The sequence below is a fragment of the Kitasatospora sp. NPDC043949 genome (assembly GCF_056435365.1).
Window position 1 is genome coordinate 106003 of record NZ_JBWKEQ010000011.1, and the last position, 19992, is coordinate 125994.

General features: G+C 74.4%; 17 protein-coding genes. 7 read left to right on the top strand and 10 right to left on the bottom strand.

What is annotated here, in order from left to right; genetic code table 11:
• Positions 1-27 precede the first annotated feature (27 nt).
• Positions 28-654: an HAD family hydrolase gene (locus AC07AL_RS12045; protein ID WP_363584930.1), complete on the top strand. Its 627-nt coding sequence runs from the start codon at positions 28-30 to the stop codon at positions 652-654.
• Between the two features lie 34 nt (positions 655-688).
• On the opposite strand, the gene AC07AL_RS12050 is transcribed toward AC07AL_RS12045, so the two are convergent.
• Complete coding sequence (locus AC07AL_RS12050) at positions 689-931, bottom strand: hypothetical protein (protein WP_363584932.1); 243 nt, start codon at positions 929-931, stop codon at positions 689-691.
• A 472-nt stretch (positions 932-1403) separates the two neighbouring features.
• Between AC07AL_RS12050 and AC07AL_RS12055 the strand changes: the two genes are divergently transcribed.
• Complete coding sequence (locus AC07AL_RS12055; protein WP_063348207.1) at positions 1404-1787, top strand: cold-shock protein; 384 nt, start codon at positions 1404-1406, stop codon at positions 1785-1787.
• A gap of 9 nt (positions 1788-1796) precedes the next feature.
• On the opposite strand, the gene AC07AL_RS12060 is transcribed toward AC07AL_RS12055, so the two are convergent.
• The 4 genes from AC07AL_RS12060 to AC07AL_RS12075 all read right to left on the bottom strand — a co-directional run bounded on the left by AC07AL_RS12060 (position 1797) and on the right by AC07AL_RS12075 (position 5398).
• Positions 1797-2648 carry a 1,4-dihydroxy-6-naphtoate synthase gene (locus tag AC07AL_RS12060; RefSeq protein ID WP_363584936.1) on the bottom strand — a complete coding sequence of 284 codons (852 nt, stop codon included), beginning with the start codon at positions 2646-2648 and terminating at the stop codon, positions 1797-1799.
• A complete protein-coding gene (locus AC07AL_RS12065; RefSeq protein ID WP_363584938.1) occupies positions 2641-3405 on the bottom strand; it encodes a futalosine hydrolase in 765 nt (254 codons plus the stop codon). The genes AC07AL_RS12060 and AC07AL_RS12065 overlap by 8 nt, the downstream gene beginning before the upstream one ends.
• 10 nt (positions 3406-3415) lie before the next feature.
• Positions 3416-3946, bottom strand: a complete 531-nt coding sequence (locus AC07AL_RS12070; RefSeq protein WP_363584940.1) for a hypothetical protein — start codon at positions 3944-3946, stop codon at positions 3416-3418.
• Positions 3947-4018: 72 nt separating this feature from the next.
• Complete coding sequence (locus tag AC07AL_RS12075) at positions 4019-5398, bottom strand: MFS transporter (RefSeq protein WP_478317393.1); 1380 nt, start codon at positions 5396-5398, stop codon at positions 4019-4021.
• 582 nt (positions 5399-5980) lie between these two features.
• Here AC07AL_RS12075 and AC07AL_RS12080 point away from each other — a divergent pair.
• A complete protein-coding gene (locus AC07AL_RS12080; RefSeq protein ID WP_363585068.1) occupies positions 5981-6862 on the top strand; it encodes a DUF3027 domain-containing protein in 882 nt (293 codons plus the stop codon).
• A 169-nt stretch (positions 6863-7031) separates the two neighbouring features.
• Entirely contained in the window at positions 7032-10328 is a 3297-nt protein-coding gene (locus AC07AL_RS12085; RefSeq protein ID WP_363632246.1) for a sacsin N-terminal ATP-binding-like domain-containing protein, read from the top strand.
• Between the two features lie 64 nt (positions 10329-10392).
• On the opposite strand, the gene AC07AL_RS12090 is transcribed toward AC07AL_RS12085, so the two are convergent.
• The 3 genes from AC07AL_RS12090 to AC07AL_RS12100 are packed head-to-tail and all read right to left on the bottom strand — an operon-like array spanning position 10393 to position 13537.
• Positions 10393-10650, bottom strand: a complete 258-nt coding sequence (locus AC07AL_RS12090) for a hypothetical protein (RefSeq protein ID WP_478317378.1) — start codon at positions 10648-10650, stop codon at positions 10393-10395.
• A gap of 57 nt (positions 10651-10707) precedes the next feature.
• A complete protein-coding gene (locus AC07AL_RS12095) occupies positions 10708-13182 on the bottom strand; it encodes an HAD-IC family P-type ATPase (protein ID WP_363632245.1) in 2475 nt (824 codons plus the stop codon).
• A 52-nt stretch (positions 13183-13234) separates the two neighbouring features.
• Entirely contained in the window at positions 13235-13537 is a 303-nt protein-coding gene (locus AC07AL_RS12100) for a DUF2530 domain-containing protein (RefSeq protein WP_363584948.1), read from the bottom strand.
• Positions 13538-13699: 162 nt separating this feature from the next.
• Between AC07AL_RS12100 and AC07AL_RS12105 the strand changes: the two genes are divergently transcribed.
• From AC07AL_RS12105 to AC07AL_RS12115, 3 genes are all read left to right on the top strand, one after another.
• A complete protein-coding gene (locus AC07AL_RS12105) occupies positions 13700-15160 on the top strand; it encodes an NCS2 family permease (RefSeq protein WP_363584950.1) in 1461 nt (486 codons plus the stop codon).
• A gap of 257 nt (positions 15161-15417) precedes the next feature.
• Positions 15418-16341 (top strand): DUF4231 domain-containing protein, encoded by a 924-nt coding sequence (locus AC07AL_RS12110; protein WP_350877520.1) that lies wholly within the window; start codon positions 15418-15420, stop codon positions 16339-16341.
• A gap of 217 nt (positions 16342-16558) precedes the next feature.
• Positions 16559-18271, top strand: a complete 1713-nt coding sequence (locus AC07AL_RS12115; RefSeq protein WP_371517505.1) for a hydrogenase maturation protein — start codon at positions 16559-16561, stop codon at positions 18269-18271.
• A 121-nt stretch (positions 18272-18392) separates the two neighbouring features.
• On the opposite strand, the gene AC07AL_RS12120 is transcribed toward AC07AL_RS12115, so the two are convergent.
• Positions 18393-19199, bottom strand: a complete 807-nt coding sequence (locus tag AC07AL_RS12120) for an MHYT domain-containing protein (protein WP_363584956.1) — start codon at positions 19197-19199, stop codon at positions 18393-18395.
• Between the two features lie 309 nt (positions 19200-19508).
• Positions 19509-19928 carry a VOC family protein gene (locus AC07AL_RS12125; RefSeq protein WP_363584958.1) on the bottom strand — a complete coding sequence of 140 codons (420 nt, stop codon included), beginning with the start codon at positions 19926-19928 and terminating at the stop codon, positions 19509-19511.
• Positions 19929-19992: the final 64 nt, after the last annotated feature.

A 19992-nucleotide genomic window follows, 5' to 3' on the forward strand; every position in this document is an offset into this window, starting at 1 on the left:
GAACCGCCCGTTGGATAGCCTGGCGGCATGCCCGAGACCCGCACCGCCCCGCTCACCGTCGGCTTCGACCTCGACATGACGCTGCTGGACACCCGGCCGGGGATCCACGCCACCTACCTGGCGCTCGCGGCCGAGACCGGCGCCCGCATCGACGCCGACCTGGTGGTCACCCGGCTCGGCCCGCCGCTGCTGGACGAGATCCGCAACTGGTTCCCGGAGGACGAGGTGGAGCGCGCCGTCACCCGCTACCGCGAGCTCTACCGCGACCTCGCCTTCGCCCCGACCGTCGCCCTCCCCGGCGCGCACGCCGCCGTCGAGGCGGTCCGCGACCACGGCGGCCGGGTCGCGGTGATCACCGGCAAGTACGAGCCGAACGCCCGCCTCCACCTGGAGCACGCCGGGCTGCACGCGGACGCGCTGGTCGGCGACCTCTGGGCGGAGACCAAGGGCGAGGCGCTGCGCGAGCACGGCGCGAGCGTCTACGTCGGCGACCACCTCGGCGACATCCGGGGCGCCCGGCACGCGGACGCCGTCGCGGTGTGCGTGGCCACCGGCCCGTACAGCGCGGACGAACTGCGCGCGGCCGGGGCGGACGTGGTGCTGGCGGACCTCACCGGCTTCCCGGCCTGGCTCGACGCCCACCTGGCCGACTGAGCCCCGGCCCCGGGGCACGCCCCGGGACCGGGTCCTAGGACGCGCCCGCGGACTCCACCCGGCGCCGCTGGGCCCGCGCGTTCAGGAGCAGCCCGGTCAGCGCGGCCAGGAAGCCCGCCGGCATCAGCATGCTCAGCCAGTACGCGGCCGTCGGCAGCGGCGTCAGGTGCAGGAACAGCGGGACGAAGGTGACCAGGGTGGCGAGCGCGCCCAGACCGAAGACGATCGTTCCGGCCTTGACGTACACGTCGCCGGGGTCGGCGCTCTGGCTGCTCACGTCTGCTCGCTCCTCGGGGCTGGTCGGGCGGTCGGTCCAGTCTGGCAGAGCGGCCGCCGGCCCCCGCCACCGGAGCGACCCGGTCACGTTGCGCAGTTTCTCGGAAGCTGAACGTTTTGATCCCTGCTGGGCGGGGGTATGCAGGGGGTGCCGAGGGGTGCGACAGGTGCGCCCCGTTTCCTCAGACCCGGGGGTGTGAGCCGATGGACCGTGCTGAGCCGCGCCCCGGCCGTGCCAGTACCGGGTCGCCCGTGATCGCGAGACCGCCGCGCCCGTACCGCCCCCAACGGGCCTTGGAACGCGGATCTTTCGCGGAACGCGGATGAGGCAGTGACGGACCGTTAGTCTGCTCCTGACAGCGTGCTGACCATGAGCGCCCGCGGGCGCCGAGTCGAGGTCGGCTGCCTTCCCCACCACCCAGTGATCCCCGGCCAGGGCCGGGATCCCTCACACCCATTCGAGGACTGTCGAGATGCCCACCGGCCAGGTCAAGTGGTTCAACGAGACGAAGGGCTTCGGCTTCCTGTCGCGCGACGACGGCGGCGACGTCTTCGTCCACACCAAGGCGCTGCCCGCCGGTGTCACCGTGCTGAAGCCGGGCCAGCGGGTCGAGTTCGGCGTGGTCGCCGGCCACCGCGGCGACCAGGCGATGGCCGTGCAGCTGCTGGACGCACTGCCGTCGGTGGCCGCCGCCCAGCGCAAGAGCGCCGACGACATGGCGCCGATCGTCCAGGACCTGATCACCACGCTGGACGCGGTGCTGCCGGGCCTCCAGCACGGCCGCTACCCGGCCAAGGCGACCGGCCAGAAGCTGGCCGGCCTGCTGCGCGCGGTGGCCGACCAGTTCGACGTCTGACCGGGGGGATCAGAACGCCAGCGCACCCGGGTCGAGCGGCGGCACCAGCCCCTCCGCGGCGGCCCGGGTGAGCAGCGCGCGGACGGCCGCGTAGCCCTCCTCGCCGAGGTCCGCGGTGAACTCGTTCACGTACAGGGCGATGTGCTGGTCGGCGACGGCCGGGTCCATCTCCTGGGCGTGCGCCAGCACGTACTCTCGGCTGGCGCTCGGGTCCGCCCAGGCCTGCCGGACGGAGGCGCGGACGGCGTCGGCGAGCGCGCGCAGCCGTTCGGCACCGAGCGAGCGCCGGGCGACGATCGCGCCGAGCGGGATCGGCAGGCCGGTCTCCTGCTCCCAGGCCTCGCCCATGTCGGCCAGGCTGTGCAGGCCGTACTGCCGGTACGTGAACCGGGCCTCGTGGATCACCAGGCCGGCGTCCACCCGGCCGTCCCGGACGGCGGGCATGATCTCGTGGAACGGCAGGACGACGATCTCGCCGAAGCCGCCGGGCACCGCCTTCGCGGCCCAGAGCCGGAACAGCAGGTAGGCGGTGGAGCGTTCGGACGGCACCGCCACCGTCTTCCCGGTGAGGTCCGCGGGGGCGTCCGTGCCCGGCCGGGTGAGCACCAGCGGGCCGCAGCCGCGCCCGAGCGCGCCGCCGCAGGGCAGCAGGGTGTACTCGTCCAGGACCCAGGGCAGCGCGCCGTAGCTGATCTTCAGGACGTCCAGTTCGCCGCGCTCGGCCAGGCCGTTGGTGACGTCGATGTCCGCGAAGGTCACCTCGGGGGCGTCCGCCCCGGGCACCAGGCCGTGCGCCCAGGCGTGGAAGACGAAGGTGTCGTTCGGGCAGGGCGAGTACGCGATGCTCAGCCGTTCAGCCACGGCCGGCCTCCTCGATCAGTTCGTGGACGGGCAGTGCGGCGAAGGCCCGCTCCAGGGCGGCCAGCGCCTCGCCGATCCGCCAGGCGGCCCGGTCGCGCGGGCCGACCGGGTTGGAGACGGTCCGCAGTTCGAGCACCGGCACGCCGTACCGGGCGGCGGCCTCGGCCACGCCGAAGCCCTCCATCGCCTCGGCCAGGGCGCCCGGGTGGCGGGCGGCCAGCGCGGCGGCCCGCTCGGCGCTGCCGGTGACAGTGGAGACGGTCAGCACCGGGCCGGTGGCGGCGCCCAGGGCCCGGGCGGCCAGTGCGACGGCGGCCGGGGGAGGGGTGTGCCGGACGGTGCCGAAGCCCAGTTCGGTGACGTCGGCGAAGCCCTCGGGGGTCTCGGCGCCGAGGTCGGCGGTGACGATCGCGTCGGCCAGCACGGTGGTGCCGACCGGGGCGTGCGGGGCGAACCCGCCGGCGATCCCGGCCGAGACGACCAGGCCGTAGCGGCCCCCCGAGGCCGCCCGCGCCCCCAGTGCGGCGGCGGCGGCGGCCGCGGCGGCGGCCGGGCCGACCCCGCCCGCCAGGACGTCCACCGGGGCGCCCGCGGCCCGGTGCAGCGCACCGCCGGGCAACGGCAGCACGGCGGCCGGGCCGGGCAGGCCGCGCAGGACGGCCTCGGCCTCGGCGGGCACCGCGACGACGACGAGCAGCCGGGCCCGGTCGGGGCCCGGCTGCTCGTCGCGCTCGTCCGTGACGGCGTGTGCGGTCATCGCGGGAGCGTCAGCTGTCCTGGGTGTTCAGCTGGAAGTACCAGACGGCGACCGGGTTGTCCGAGTTCTTGTCGCCCTCGACCACGGTGACCAGGGTCTTGCCGGAGGCGTTCAGCACCTGGCTCGCCGGCTGGGAGCCGGAGAAGGTCGGGCCCTTGGCGTAGGAGAACAGGCTGTAGCGCCCGCCCTGGCCCTGCGAGCCGCCGTTGCTGAAGGCCCACCAGCCCTTGTCGGCCACGTTCGGGGAGACGCCGACGCCGACCCGGTCGCTCACCACGACGTCGGAGGTCGGGAGGGTGCCCTCCGCGAGGGCCTGGGTGGCCTTCTGCTGGCACTCCTGCTGCAGGTCCTCCGTGATCGGGCTGCCGCCGTTGAAGCACAGCGGGTCCGCGACGATCGAGGAGTTGCCGACCGTGAGGGTCGCGCGGTGGGAGCTGTGCTCGGTCTGGCCGCTCGCGATGGCGACGGACGTGCCGACCGTGGCAGCACCGACCACGACGACGGCGCCGAGGGCGGCGATGGCACGGGTATTGAGGCTCATGCGTCAGAATCTACCGGGCTTCGCCGATCACGCTACGCGGGGGTCGGCCACCGCGTGTTGCCCGTGGCCGGTTCAGGCCACCCTGGGCGCCGTCGGGCGCCGCCGCAGGCCCACCCGGAACAGCGTGCGGACCGTCCACAGCAGCATCAGACCCACCACCCCGGCGGCCACCGACAGACCCAGCACGCCGTTCAGCGGCAGCAGGATGCCGACCGCGCCGCCGGCCACCCAGGACAGCTGGAGCAGCGTCTCCGACCGCGCGAACGCCGAGGTCCGCACCGCCTCCGGGACGTCCCGCTGGATCAGCGCGTCCAGCGCCAGCTTGCCCAGCGAGGCCGCCACCCCGGCCACGCCGGCGACCAGGACCACCGTCACCACGCCGTACCAGAGCGCGGCCGCCGCCGTCGCGCCGGTCGCCAGCAGCAGCATCGCGGTGACCGTCGCCTCCGAGCCCCGGGTGCGCAGCCAGGAGCCCAGCACCGAACCCAGCGCGTTGCCCGTCCCCGCCGCCAGCGCCACCAGGCCCAGCGCCAGCGTCGGCCGCAGGCCCCCGATCGGCTCGTCGCGGAGCAGGAACGCCAGGAACATCACCAGGAAGCCGACCAGCCAGCGCAGCGCCGACATCGCCCGCAGCGCCAGGATCACCGACGGGCCGACGGTGCGCAGCGAGGCCTTCGGGGCCCGGGCGTCCTCCGGCGCCCGCGCGCCGTGCACACCGCCGTGCACACCGCCGTGCACCTCGGCGTGCATCTCGGAGTGCAGGAGGGCGCGCTGCTCGCCCTTGGCGGAGTCCACCGCGTGCGGCAGGTGGAAGGCCATCAGAGTGCCGATCACGAAGACCAGGAACGCGCCGCGCAGCGGCCAGCCCGGCCCGATCAGGTGCAGCAGGCCGCCCACCCCGGCCGCCACCCCGGTGGCCAGCAGCCCGGCCAGGGTGACCCGGGAGTTCGCCTTCACCAGCGACAGCCGACTCGGCAGCAGCCGCGGCACCACCACGCTGCGCACCACCCCGTACGCCTTGGACGCCACCAGCACGCCCAGCGCCTCCGGGTACAGCGCCAGGCCGCCGCCGGTGATCACCCCGGCCATCGTCCAGGCCAGCACCGCCCGGGCCAGCATCGACATCGCCATCGCCGCCCGGCGGCCGTGCGGCAGCCGGTCCAGCAGCGGGCCGATCACCGGGGCCAGCAGGGCGAACGGGGCCATCGTGATCAGCAGGTACAGCGACACCCGGCCGCGGGCCTCGCCGGTGGGCACGGAGAAGAAGATGGTCGAGGCCAGCGCGACGGTGATCAGCATGTCGCCGAAGGAGTTCAGCGCGTGCAGTTCGATCAGCTTCGCCAGGCCGGATTCGCCCGCGCCCTCCGCGGAGGTGGCCTTGCGGATCCGGCGGCCGGTGCCGTGCACCACCCGGCCGGTGCGGGCGCCGGCGGCGGAGGCGGTCCGGACCAGGAGGTTGCGGCTAGGCTCGGGATCCTCTTCGCCAGGGTCCCCGTCCAGGGCGGCGAGCCGCCGGGCGTGGACGGCCGGGTCTGGGCCGGTGTCGGTCAGGGTGGCGATCGCGGCGCCGGTCTTGACGAGGCTCACGGGGGCGGCGGGCGACTCGAAATCGCCCCCCGGCTGCGGTTCGCCCGCAGCGGGGGCCGGAGACTGCTGTCGCGGCACGGCGTCCGCCTGGTCGGGGCTGCCGGCCTGAGAGGCGTGCAGTGCGTGCTGCGACGGGTCCTCGTCCGCCACATGCCCATCCTGCCCCAGAATCGCCGCAGTGACGCGGGAATCCACCCCCCTCGGCGCGGCCCCGGAACGGCCGCCACCGCCCCGGACTGTGCCGGGGCGCCGACCGGCGGGTAGCCTGCCCAAGGGCCGCGCGCCGAGCGCCGGGGCGCCGGCAGGCCCGGACGAGCGGCGCGGCCGGTATCCGCGGCGGCCCCTGGTCGCGCAGAATGGACAAGGGACTATCGAGCCGCGACGGAACAGGCAACACGCCGTGGGCGACAGAAGAACTGGGAGAGAATCGACGCCGTGAGTGCTGCGATGCGAAGCCGTACCCCCGATCGGCTCTGTGCCGAGGCCGTCGAACTCGCCCGGAAGGCGGCCGAGGAGGCCGTCGGCCCGGAGACCGTCGGACCACATCTCGGCGCCCAGGCGGACGCCGACCGCGTCGTCACCCACACCTTCGAGTGCCTGGACGCCGCCTACCGTGGCTGGCACTGGGCGGTCACCGTCGCCCGTGCCCCGCGCGCCAAGAACGTCACCCTCGACGAGGTCGTCCTGCTGCCCGGTGCCGACGCCGTCCTCGCCCCCCAGTGGGTGCCGTGGAGCGAGCGGCTGCGCCCCGGCGACATGGGCCCGGGTGATTTGCTGCCCACCGGCGCCGACGACGCGCGCCTGGAACCCGGCTGGAGCGGCGAGGACGAGCCCGCCCCGAACTCCGCGGTCGCCCTCGCGGCCGAGGAGGACGTGGTCGTCACCGACCCGGGCATCCAGCCCGCCCCGGCCCGGGCCCGGATCAACGCCGTCGCCGAGGAGCTCGGCATGGGCCGCAGCCGGGTGCTCTCCCGGCTCGGCCTGCACCTGGCCGCCGACCGCTGGGAGAAGGCGCACGGCGCGCAGACGCCGATGGCGCAGGCCGCGCCCGCCGCGTGCGGCAGCTGCGGCTTCCTGATCCCGATCGGCGGCTCGCTCGGACAGGCCTTCGGCGTGTGCGGCAACGAGTTCGGGCCGGCGGACGGGCAGATCGTCTCCTTCGCGTACGGGTGCGGCGGGCACTCCGAGGCGGCCGTCATCCCGGCCCCGCCGGCGCCGTCCGAGCTGATCCTGGACGAGCTGGTGGTCGAGCCGATGCAGCTGCACCCGGACCGCACCTCCGGCTCGGTCGAGCCGGACGCCCCGGCGGAGGAGCTCGGGCACTCCTGACGATGTGTGCTCCGGCCCGCTCCACCGAACCGGTGGGGCGGGCCGCGGCGTTCGTGCGGGTGGGGGCCCTGCGGGCGCCCGGCGGCGGGGGCGCGGTCCGGAGCAGCGGCCGGGGCGGGGGAGAATGCCCCCCGTACGAAGTACAGGGCGGCGGAAGGCGGCAGGTCCAGTGGAACCTCGGATCATCGGCAGCGGCACGGACGAGCACCTCGCGGACCCCTTCGGGAGCGCCGCGCTGCGCCGGCGGGTGCTGGACGCCTGGGCCGCCTCGCCGGCCCGGTTCCGGGAGGACGCCAACGCCGAGGAGGAACTCGCGCTCGGCGGCTACCGCGACCGCCTGGTCGTCGAGTTGGCGCAGAACGCGGCCGACGCGGCGGTCCGGGCCGGGCGCGGGCCCGGCCGGCTGCGGCTCACCCTCGCCGACGGCGTGCTCGCCGCAGCCAACACCGGAGCCCCGCTGGACGCGGCCGCCGTCGAGTCGCTGTCCACCCTGCGCGCCTCCTCCAAGCGCGGTGAGACGCCCGCCGTCGGCCGGTTCGGCGTCGGTTTCGCCGCCGTGCTCGCCGTCACTGACGAGCCCGCCGTGCTCGGCGCCGCCGGCGGGGTGCGCTGGTCGCTCGGCGAGGCCCGCTCGCTGGCCCAGGCGCAGCCCGCGCTGGCCGAGGAACTGCGCCGCCGGGACGGCCACGTGCCGCTGCTGCGGTTGCCGTTCGCCGCCGAGGGCCCGGCCCCCGAGGGCTACGACACGGTGGTCGTGCTGCCGCTGCGGGACGCCGCCGCCGAGGACCTGACCCGCCGTCTGCTCGCCGGCATCGACGACGCGCTGCTGCTCACCCTGCCCGGCCTCGCCGAGGTCGTGGTGGAGACCCCGGAGGGCACCCGGACGCTCACCCGCGCCGCCGCCGAGCCCCGCCCGGACGGCGTCACCGAGGTCACCGTGACCGACGACGCGGACGGCCGGCCGCGGCGGACCCGCTGGCAGACCGCCGGCGCCACCGGCACCCTGGCCGCCGAGCTGCTCGCCGACCGTCCCACCGAGGAGCGCGCCCGCCCGTACTGGACGGTCACCTGGGCCGTCCCGGTCGCCGCCGACGGCACCCCGCAGGCGCCCGGCATCGCGCCGGTGCTGCACGCGCCCACCCCCAGCGACGAGCCGATCGGCCTGCCCGCGCTGCTCATCGCCTCCTACCCGCTGGACTCCACCCGCCGGCACGTCGCCCCCGGCGCGCTCGCCGACTTCCTCACCGAGCGCGCCGCCGACAGCTACGCCGACCTGCTGCGCGCCCGCGGCGCCGACCTCGGCTCGCTCGGTCTCGTCCCCGGGCCGCTCGGCCAGGGCGCGCTCGACAACGCGCTCCGCGGGGCCGTCCTCTCCCGGCTGCCCGGCACGCCGTTCCTGCCGCACCCGGCGCCGGTCGAGGCGGGCACGCCCGCGCTGCGCCCCCGGGACGCCACCCTGCTGGAGGGTGCGGACGGCTCGGTGGTCGAGGCGTTGGCGCCGATCTTCCCCGGGCTGCTGCCGGCCGGGCTGGAGCGCCGCACCGAGCTGCGGGTGCTGAACGTGCGCCGGGTGCCGCTGGCCGACGTGGTCGACCAGCTCGGCGGTCTGGACCGCGAGCCCGCCTGGTGGCGCAACCTGTACGCGGCGCTCGGCGCCGCCGACCCGGAGGCGCTCGGCGCGCTGCCCGTCCCACTCGCCGACGGCCGGACCATCACCGGGCCCCGGCGCGTCCTGCTGCCCTCCGAGGACGCCGACTGGGCGGCCTTCCCCGGCTACCCCGAGTCGCTGGCCGACGCGCTCGCCGCCCTCGACCTGCGGCTCGCCCACCCCGAGGCCGCCCACCCGCTGCTCGCCAAGCTCGGCGCCGGCACCGCCACCCCGGCCGGGGTGCTCGACACCCCCGAGGTGCGGGCCGCCGTCGCCCGCTCCTACCAGGTGGCCGAGGACGACGTCGAGGCCGCGCTCGAACTGGCCGACGCCGTCCTGGCGCTGGTCAAGGTCGCCGGCCCGACCGCCGGCGAGCACCCCTGGCTGGCCCGGCTGGCCCTGCTCGACGACGAGGGCGAGCCCGCCCGCGCCGGTGAACTCGTCCTGCCCGGCAGCCCGTTCGCGGCCCTCGCCCGCGAGGAGGACGCCGGCTGGGTGGACGACGAGCTGCTGGAGCGCTGGGGCCCGGAGGTGCTCACCGCCGTCGGCGTGCTCGCCGACTTCGTCCTCGTCCGCGCCGAGGACGTGGTGCTCGACCCGGACGACCTGGAACGGCTCGACCCCACCGCGCCCGCCGACCGCGCGGCCGGCGGCCACCCCACCGGGCTGCTCGACGAGGCGCCCGACGGCCTCGCCGACTGGGCCGAGGACGCCCTCGAAGCCTTGCAGGCCGACGACGTCGTGGGCGTCCCGCCGGTGGCCGCCGAACTGCTGGCCGTCCGTGACCTCGACCTGGTCGACGACGACGCCTGGCCCGAGGCGCTCGCCGCGCTCTCCCGCCCGCCGTACCGGGACGCCGTGGTCAACCCCGTCCGCACCCTGCTGCCGGACGGCTCCTACACCGACCTGCCGCCGTACACCGCCTGGTGGCTGCGCGACCACCCGGTGCTGGACGGCCGGGAGCCCGCCGGGCTGCGCGCGGCCGGTGCCGACCCGCTGCTGCGCGGCCTCTACGACGAGGCCCGGACGACCCTGGACGAGCAGTTCCTGCACGCGCTCGGGGTACGCACCACGCTGGCCGCGCTGCTCGCCGAACCGCACGGCCCGGACGAGGTGCTGGACCGGCTCACCGATCAGGCCTCCGATGTCGGCCACCGCCAACTGCACGGCCTGCACAGCGCGTTGGCGCGGGTCGAGATCGAGCGGATCGAACCGGTCGACGTGGTGCGGGCGCTGCCGCCGCTCGACCCGGACACCGGCCGCCGGCCGGCCCACACGGTGATCGTCGACGCCTCCAGGGCGGTCGTCGCCGACGCGCCCGACCTCGTCCAGCTCCTGCACCCGTACCCGCTGGTGCCGGTCGCCCCGGCGCTCGCCGCCGACCTCGCCGAGCGGCTGCACGTCTCGCTCGCCAGCGAGGTGGCGGGCGGGCGGGTGCTCTCCGAGGGCGTGCTGCACCGGGTCCCCGCCGTGGTGCGGGAGCTGCTGCCCGGCTGCCCGGTCGCCTACGAGGAGCACGAGGAGCTGCTGGTGGTCGGCCCGGACGGCAACGACGCCGCCGTGGACTGGCGTTGGGACGTCGAGGCGGACGCCCCTGAGGCGCCCTACGACCCGGACGCGGCCGAGGCCGCCGACGAGGACGACGAGTTCGAGCTCCCGCCGGTGCCCGGGCTGCTGCACGCGGCCACCCCGGAGGGCTTGGCGGCCGGGCTCGCCTGGTCGGTCGGGCAGTGGCACCGGCGGTTCGAGGTGCTGGCCGCGCTCACCGATCCGGACCGGGCGTACGAGCTGTCCGCGGCGCGGGACTTCGAGGGCTAGGCACTTTCTTCCGGATCACGCCGGGCGCTGATCCGACGTGATCCGAAAGGGAGGACCTGGGCGCTCAGCGGGCCCGCCCGCGGCGCTTGAACCGCAGGTAGACGGTGGTGGTGGTGGCCAGCCAGACGGCCGTCACCAGGGCCTTCACGGCTGTCGGCACCCACGGCAGCGCCGGGGCGGTCACCTCGCCGGCGTTCGTCAGCCAGCGGCCGCCCATCAGGGCCAGGACCGTCAGTCCGGCGGCCAGCAGGCCGGCCAGGAAGGCGGCGAACGCCTCCACCTGCCCGGTCTCGCGCTCGGTTTCCCCACCTGTGCGGGCCATGTCGGCACCCCCTTCCGCGATCCATCATCCAGGCTGCGGGCTGGGGGTGCCAGGGCCTCACTCCATCCCGCGGCGCTTCATGAAGCGCCAGGCGATCTCCAGGGCCAGGCCGCAGACCACCGCGATGCCGACGCCGACCAGGGGGTCGCGGGTGCCGACCAGCGAGAGCTGGAAGAACTCCGCCAGCCAGGGCACCAGCAGGACCAGGGCGAAGGCGCCGCCCATGGTGCCGATCAGCAGCAGGCGCCACCAGCTGTAGGGGCGGGCGACGATGGCGAGCACCCAGATGGCGATCAGGAAGAGCGTCAGGGTGGCCACGCTGGTGTCGGCCTTGAGGTCGGTCGCGTGGTCGGCGCGGGCCAGCGCGTAGGCGACGAAGGTGCCGGTGCCGGCGATGACGCCGCCCGGCACGGCGAGCCGCAGGACGCGCTTCACGAAGCCGGTGCGGGCCCGCTCGTTGTTGGGGGCGAGGGCGAGGAAGAAGGCCGGCACGCCGATGGTGAGGGTGGAGAGCACGGTGGAGTGCCGGGGCAGGAACGGGTACGGCGAGTGGGTGAAGATCACCAGCAGAGCCAGCAGGACCGAGTAGACCGTCTTCACCAGGAACAGGCCCGCGACCCGCTCGATGTTGCCGATCACCCGGCGGCCCTCGGCGACCACCGAGGGCAGGGTGGCGAACGAGTCGTTGAGCAGCACGATCTGGGCGACCGCCTTGGTGGCGTCGCTGCCGGTGCCCATCGCCACGCCGATGTCGGCGTCCTTGAGCGCGAGCACGTCGTTGACGCCGTCGCCGGTCATCGCCACGGTGTGTCCGCGGGACTGCAGTGCGGCGACCAGCTGGCGCTTCTGCTGCGGGGTGACCCGGCCGAAGACCGTGGTCCGTTCGGCCGTGTCGGCGAGGGCGTCCGGTTCGGCGGGCAGCGTCCGGGCGTCCAGCGGGTGGTCGGCGCCGGGCAGGCCGAGGTGGCCGGCGACCGCGCCGACCGAGACCGCGGCGTCGCCGGAGATGACCTTGGCCTGCACCTGCTGGCCCTCGAAGTAGCGCAGGGTCTCGGCGGCGTCGTGGCGCAGCCGCTGCTGGAGCACCACCAGGGCGAGCGGGGCGAGCCCGGCGGCCGGGTCGGGGGAGTCCAGCGGGGTGGGGGTGCGGCCGAGCAGCAGCACCCGCAGGCCCTTGGCGCCCAGCTCGTCGACCTCGGTGAGCGCCGGGTGCCCGGCGGGTAGCAGCACGTCGGGGGCGCCGAGCAGCCAGCTGGCCTCGCCGCCCTGCGGCTCCAGCAGCTGCACGCCGCTCCACTTGCGGGCGGAGGAGAACGGCATCGCCTCGATCACCCGCCAGCCGTCGGCGGCCGGGGCGCCGCCGGCCCCCGGGGCGCCGCCGTCGCCGCGCCCGTAGGCGTCGATGACCGCCTGCATGGAGGGGTTGGGGCGGGCGTCGGCGCCGGCCATCACGCCGAGCGCGTGCTTGATGGTGTCCGGGTCGAGGGCGCCGGGCTCGCCGTCGGAGAGGACCCGCAGGTCGACGACGTCCATGCCGCCCTCGGTGAGGGTGCCGGTCTTGTCCAGGCAGACGGTGTCGACCCGGGCCAGGCCCTCGATGGCCGGGAGCTCCTGGACCAGGCACTGCTTTCGGCCCAGCCGGATCACACCGATCGCGAAGGCGACCGAGGTCAGCAGGACCAGCCCCTCGGGGACCATCGGTACGATCCCGGCCACCATCCGGCGCACGGCCTCGCGCCAGTCGCGGCCCTCGACGGCCAGCTGGCTGATGATCAGGCCGATGGCCGTGGGGATCAGCAGGTAGGTGATGAAGCGAAGGATGCTGTTGATGCCGCTGCGCAGCTCCGACTTCACCAGGGTGAACCGGCTGGCCTCCTCGGCGAGCTGCGCCGCGTACGCCTCGCGGCCGACCCTGGTGGCGGTGAACGCGCCCGCGCCGGCCACCACGAAGCTGCCGGACATGACCTGGTCGCCGGGCTGCTTGAGGACGGGGTCGGGCTCGCCGGTGAGCAGCGACTCGTCGATCTCCAGGCCGTCCGCCTCGGTGACCTCGCCGTCGACGATCACCTTGTCGCCGATGCCGAGCAGCACCGTGTCGTCGAGCACGATCTCGGCGACGGCGATCTGTTCGACGGTGCCGTCCCGGCGGACCTCGGGGCGGGCCTCGCCGATCAGGGCCAGGCTGTCCAGGGTCTTCTTGGCGCGCAGCTCCTGGATGATGCCGATCGCCGTGTTGGCGACGATGACCAGGCCGAACAGGCCGTCCTGGATCGGACCGACGATCAGGATGATCCCGAACATCACGCCGATGATCGCGTTGAAGCGGGTGAAGACGTTGGCCCGGACGATCTCCTTGGCGGAGCGGCTGGACCGTACGGGGACGTCGTTGACCTGTCCGCGCGCGACGCGTTCGGCCACCTCGGCGGAGGTCAGTCCGCCGCGCCGGCCGGGCAGCAGCCCGAGGGGGTGCGCACCGTCGGGGCGGTCGGCGTCGCCGGGCTGCTCTTCCGCGGGGTGGGCAGGCTGCGTCATGGCACCGACTCTACGGGTGCCTTATGTCCGGTGCGTGCTACTAAAGGACTATTCAGTCCGACCGGGTGGCCGGGTCCTGGCCGTCGTTTCCGGCCGCCCGGTTCGCGGCCTCGGCGGCGCGGTCGCGGGCGATGGCGTCCCGTCGGGCGCGGCAGTACCAGAGGCCGATCAGGCCGAGCAGGCCGCCGGAGAGGCAGATCCACGGCCAGGTGCCGTGGCCGTGGTCGGAGAGGGTGCCCTGGAAGGGGAGCAGCGCCAGGAAGGCGACGAACCACAGCACCGTGCCGCCGCCGACGATGGCGACGTCGTTGGCCTCCAGCGGAGGGGGCGAGGGGTGCAGCGGCTTCTTGGGCATGGGGCCTAGCGTACGGTGCGGCGGCCGGCCCTCAGGGGCCCTCGGGCTTCTACGCGCGAAGATAGCGCGTGTGCGATCGGGAAACCATACTGAAAACTCCCCGCCCGGCCACCGTCGCCCCGGGCGTCCCCCCTCCTCAGCTCCCCCACAGAGGACGCACGCATGCCTGTGGTCCAGCCGACCACCGAGTCGCCCGAACCCGCCTCCAGCGCCCCCAAGCCCCCCGCCGGCGCCCTGGACCGCTACTTCCGGATCAGCGAGCGCGGCTCCACCCTGCCGCGCGAGATCCGCGGCGGCGTCGCCACCTTCTTCACCATGGCGTACATCCTGGTGCTCAACCCGATCATCCTGGCCAGCGCCACGGACATGACCGGGGCCCACCTGGACAGCGCCCAACTGGTCACCGCCACCGCCCTCACCGCGGGTCTCACCACCCTGCTGATGGGCGTGATCGGCAACGTCCCGATCGGCCTGGCCGCCGGCCTCGGCGTCAACACCATCGTGGCGCTCCAGCTCGCCCCCAAGATGACCTGGCCGGACGCCATGGGCATGGTCGTGCTGGCCGGCTTCGCGATCATGCTGCTGGTCGCCACCGGCCTGCGCGAGCGGGTCATGAACGCCGTGCCGCTCGGGCTGCGCAAGGCCATCGCGATCGGTATCGGCCTGTTCATCAGCCTCGTCGGCCTGGTCGACTCCGGCTTCGTCAGCCGCATGCCGGACGCCGCGCACACCACCGTCCCGCTGCAACTCGGCGGCAGCGGGCACCTGCTCGGCTGGCCGGTGCTGATCTTCGTGTTCGGCCTGCTGCTCACCCTCGTCCTGCTGATCCGCAAGGTGCCCGGCGCCATCCTGATCAGCATCGTGGTCAGCACCGCGCTCGCCGTGGTGATCGACAAGCTCGTCGACGTCCCGGCGCTCAAGTGGGGCCTGACCGTCCCGGCCTGGCCGGGCAACCCGGTCGCCGCCCCCGACTTCGGCCTGGTCGGCAAGGTCAGCCTGTTCGGAGGCTTCGAGAAGGTCGGCGTGCTGACCGGCGTGCTGTTCGTCTTCACCGTGCTGATGTCCTGCTTCTTCGACGCGATGGGCACCATCCTCGGCGTCGCCGACGAGGCCCACCTGCTCGACGAGAACGGCGACCTGCCGGGCATCAACAAGATCCTGATGGTCGACGGCATCGCCACCGCGGCCGGCGGCGCCACCTCCGCCTCCGCGAACACCTGCTTCGTGGAGTCCACCGCCGGTGTCGGCGAGGGCGCCCGGACCGGCTTCGCCTCGATCGTCACCGGCCTGCTCTTCGTGGTCGCGCTCTTCCTCACGCCGCTCGCCACCATGGTCCCGGCCCAGGCCGCGACCCCGGCCCTGGTCACCGTCGGCTTCCTGATCCTGGCGGGCTCGATCAAGGAGATCGACTGGTCGGACCACACCATCGCGATCCCGGCCTTCCTGACGATCGTGATGATGCCGTTCACCTACAGCATCACCAACGGCATCGGCTTCGGCTTCATCGCCTTCTGCGTCCTGCGCCTGGCCGCCGGGCGCGGACGCAGCGTGCCCGTCCCGCTGTACGCGGTGGCGGCGGTGTTCGCCTTCTACTACCTGATGCCGGCCCTCGGCCTGCTCTGACGCCGTACCGCTCCACCGGCGGCCCCGTCCTCTCCCCCTGGGGGAAGGGTGGGGCCGCTGCCGTTCCCGGGGGCGCCTTCGATCCCGGGGCCGGTGGCCCTGGGGTCGGCCGTCGGTGAACGCAGAGCTGCAACCGGTCGTACCGGTCTCGAGGGGGCGGAGCGATCGCCGCCGGGAAGAATGTCAAAAAGGGGCCTGTGTAGCGAAGTTGACGGAGGGAATACTGCCTGGACGGACACGGGGAGGGGGCTCGACCGATGGTGCAACAGGATCCGCCCGGGGGAGACGAGGCGAAGCTGCTGCCGGAGCTGTTCTGGACGGCGGACAAGGCCTCGCTGGACGGCCAGCGCGAGACGCTGCGCTGGTACCGCGGACTGATCGCCATGCTGGTGATCGCCGCCGTGATCGGCTCGTTCCCCGGGCCGAAGGACCGCGGCTCCTTCGACAGTGTGCCGCTGTACTCGGTGGGCGCCTTCCTGATCGCCGGCTACTTCTGGTCCCGGCTGCGCCGCAGCAACCCGCAGGGCCGCTGGTACGAGGCCCGGGCGGCGGCCGAGTCGGTCAAGACGCTGGCCTGGAAGTACACCGTCCGGGCCCGGCCGTTCGACGGTGAGGCGGAGTCCGCGGACGTGGACCGCGGCTACCTGCTCCAGGTCGAGGACGTGCTGCGGGCCTTCGAGGACCCGGAGATCGTGCCGCCCGGCACCGTCCCCGAGATCACCCCGGAGATGCGGCGGATGCGGGCCGGCAGCCTGACCGCCCGCCGCATGCTCTACCTGCGCACCCGGGTCGAGGGCCAGCGCACCTGGTACCGCGCCCGGGCCGAGGCCTGCGAGACGCAGGCGGTGTCCTGGGGGCTCGGCATTGCGGCGCTGATCATCATCGGCGCGGCGGCGGCCGTCGCCCAGGCCACCGGCGCCCTTCAGGTGCACGTCTTCGGCGCCAGCTCGGCCGCGGCCGCCGCCGTCATCGCCTGGACCCAGCTCAAGCAGCTGCGCCCGCTGGCCGCCGCCTACCAGCTGGCCGCGCGCGAACTGGAGAACGTCGGCAACCAGCTCTCCGACCTCGACCTCAAGACGCCGGACGCCGAGGCGCGCTGGGCCCGGATGGCCGCCGAGGCGGAGGACGCGGTGTCCCGCGAGCACACCACCTGGCGGGCCCGCCGGGCGTTTCCGAGGTAGCGGCCGGGGCCGTCGACGCCGGGGATCGGCCGGGTCTGTCGCTGCCGTCAACTCAGGGGAGGGGCTGGGGAGATCCGGCGAAGCGGACGCCACGCCGAGGGCACAGGTGTGCGGAGTGCGTGAGGGTCGGGCGGGAAGGCGTAGAACGTAATCATTACGTGTCCATGCCCTGGTTTCATCGCCTGCGCGCGACCCCAGTCCCTGTCCGGAGGCCCTCTTGCGCATTCTCCTGATCGCCAGCGCGTTCAACAGCCTGACCCAGCGCGTCCACACCGAGCTGCGCGGGCGCGGCCACCAGGTCGCCGTCCAACTCGCCCTCGGCGACGAGGCGATGAGGACGGCGGTGGACCGTACCGACCCCGAGCTGATCATCTGTCCGATGCTCACCAAGGCCGTCCCGCAGGACATCTGGTCCACCCGGACCGTCCTGATCGTGCACCCCGGGCCCCAGGGCGACCGCGGCCCCTCCTCGCTCGACTGGGCGATCACCGAGGGGGCGGACCGCTGGGGCGTGACCGTCCTCCAGGCCGTCGAGGAGATGGACGCCGGTGACATCTGGGCGTCCGTCGAGTTCCCCGTCACCGACTGCGGCAAGAGCGAGCTGTACCGGGGCGAGGTCGCCGACGCCGCCGTCGAGGCCGTCCTGCTCGCCGTCCAGCGCTTCGAGGGCGGGCTGTTCACCCCCGAACCGCTCGACTACGACCGGCCGGACGTCCACGGCAGGCTGCGGCCCCTGCTGCGGCAGGACGCGCGCCGGATCGACTGGGCCGCCGACGACACCGCCACCGTGCTGCGCAAGCTCCGCGCCGCCGACTCCCAACCCGGCGTGCTCGACGAGCTGTTCGGACGCGAGTACTTCCTGCACGGCGGCCACCCCGAGGACGAGCTGCGCGGCCCGGTGCCCGGCGCCGTGCTCGCCACCCGCGACGGCGCGATCTGCCGTGCCACCGTGGACGGCGCGGTCTGGATCCCCCAGCTGCGCCCGCGCCGCACCCCGGGCGGGCCCGCCACCTTCAAGCAGCCGGCCGCGACGGTGCTCGCCGGCCGCCTGCACCGGGTCCGCGAAGTCCCGGTGACGCCGACCTCGGCGGCCCACCGGGACACCTGGTCGGAGCTGCGCTACCGCGAGGAGGGCGACGTCGGCTACCTCGAATTCGCCTACGCGGGCGGGGCGATGAGCACCGGGCAGTGCCGCCGGCTGCTCGCCGCCTACCGCGAGGCCGCCGGCCGGCCCACCTCGGTGCTGGTGCTCGGGGCGCCCCGGGACTTCTACTCCAACGGGATCCACCTCAACGTCATCGAGGGTGCGGCGTTCCCGGCACTGGAGTCCTGGGAGAACATCAACGCGATGGACGACCTGGTCCACGCGGTCCTCACCACGACCGACAAGCTCACCGTCGCCGCCCTGGCCGGGAACGCGGCGGCCGGCGGCCTGATGGCGGCCCTCGCCGCCGACGAGGTGTGGTGCCGGGAGTCGGCGGTGCTCAACCCGCACTACCGGCTGATGGGCCTCTACGGCTCCGAGTACTGGACGTACACCCTGCCGCGCCGGGTCGGCGACGAGCAGGCCGCGCGGCTGACCACCGAGGCGCTGCCGGTCGGCGCCGAACACGCCCGCCGGATCGGCCTGGTGGACCGCACCTGCGGCGGGGACGCGGCGGCCTTCCGGCGCTGGGTGGTCCGGGAGGCCGCCGCGCTCGGAGCCTCGCCCGAACTCACCGGGCGGCTGGTCGACAAGAAGCGCCGCCGGTCCGCCGACGAGGAGGCGAAGCCGCTGGCCGAGTACCGGGCGGAGGAACTGCGGCGGATGCACGCCAACTTCTACCGGGCGGGCGAGCCCTACCACGCGCTGCGGCGGGACTTCGTGCACAAGGTCTGCCCGGTGGCCACGCCCGCGCACCTGACCGGGCTGCTGGGGCGGCCGGAGTGAGGCAGGGGTGGTCGCGGGAGCGAGGCGGGGGAGGTCGCCGGAAGTGAGCCGAGGGCGCCCGGCCGGGGTGGGGGACCCGGTCGGACGCCCTCGGGGCTTGGGGGGGTGGGACCCGCCCGGCTCAGCGCCTGACGCCGGCCTCGTCCCGCCGCCGCGGCTGGCGCGGGACCAACGGGGCTGCCGGGCCGAGCAGGAGCGGCTGCGTGGTGCCGCGGCTCGGCGAGACCGCGAAGGCCAGCGAGCCGAAGAAGACGTAGCAGCCGAGCCCGACCCCGAGCGGGAAGATGAACTGCAGCGCCATCACTCCGCCCTGGGTGGAGTGCGAGAAGTCGAGCCGCACCGAGAGCGCCGCCATGCCGGTGTAGTGCATCGCGCACACTGCCACGCCCATGACCGGCGCGGCCGCCAGGACGGCGAGCGTGCCGCGGATGTTCAGGGTGGCCCACAGCGCGGCCGTGGCCGCGAACACGGCGATGGCGACGGACAGTCCGACCGTGAGCCGGTCGTAGCCGAGGTGGCCGGGCAGGACCATCGCGGCCATTCCGAGGTAGTGCATCGCCGCGACCCCGAGGCCGGTGGTCAGCCCGCCGGCCAGCAGGGACAGGACAGGCCGGCGGCTGTACCCGACGGTGAACAGGCCGATGCCGACGACGGCGATGGCGACCAGCAGGCTGAGCACGGTCAGTCCGGGCCGGTAGCTGATGTCGACCCCGGTGACGGAGAAGCCGAGCATCGCGATGAAGTGCATGGACCAGATCCCGGCGCCGAGCGAGGTCGAGGCGAAGAGCAGCCAGAGCACCCGGGTGCGGCCCTGCGAGACGAGTGCCCAGCGGGCGCTGCGCAGGGCGACGAAGGCGCCGAGGCAGGCGACGAAGTACGAGACCGCCGGTGTCACCCAGCCGTGGTCGGCATGATGGATCTCACCCAAGAGAGCTCCCAGGACGGATGCGGGGGAGGAAGGGCGCCAGGCCTCGGGCGGACACGGGTGGTCGGGAGGGAACGCGGCAACGGGCGCGGGAACGGCGCCGCCGAAGGGAGACCTGGCGTGTGGTGCCCCTGACAACGGGGGACAGTAACCACTACCGGACGGTCGCACAAGGTTCGCGCTTTTCGTGAAGTCCCTGGTCAGGATGGACCTTTACGCGGTCTGCATGATCTTGGCACCAACTCCTGACACCGCCTGCGCACGGCCGCCGGGCGGTTCGTCCGTTACTCCGGGTTCGTCACTCCGGGTTGGTCACTCCAGCGGGGCTAGCCCGAACGGGTGGCCGGCCGGGTCGATCAGCACCTTGAGCGTCCGGCCGTGCTGGTACGTCGGCTCGGTCGCGCCGAGCGCGAGCGCCTTCGCGATCGCCTCGTCCAGGTCGTCCACGTAGAAGTCCAGGTGGAAGTGCTTGCCGCCGTCCGGCTCCGTCCACGGCTCCGGCCGGTAGCCCGAGACCCGGCCGAAGCCCAGCGGGCTGCCGCCCTCCGGGTTGTCCAGGATCGCGAACTGCTCGTCCAGGTGGCGGCTCTCCCAGCCCAGCAGCTCGCCGTAGAACCCGGCCAGCGCGATCGGGTCGGCGCAGTCGATGGTGACCATGGCGAGGCGGGCGAAGCCGGTGTCGTCCGGCTCGGCGGCGAGGCCGGAGGCGGGGTCGGCGGCGAGGTCGGACATGTCTGGTCGGCCCTTCCAGTCGAGATCATTCGAGACCCAGCACCAGCATCGCACCGGGCCGATC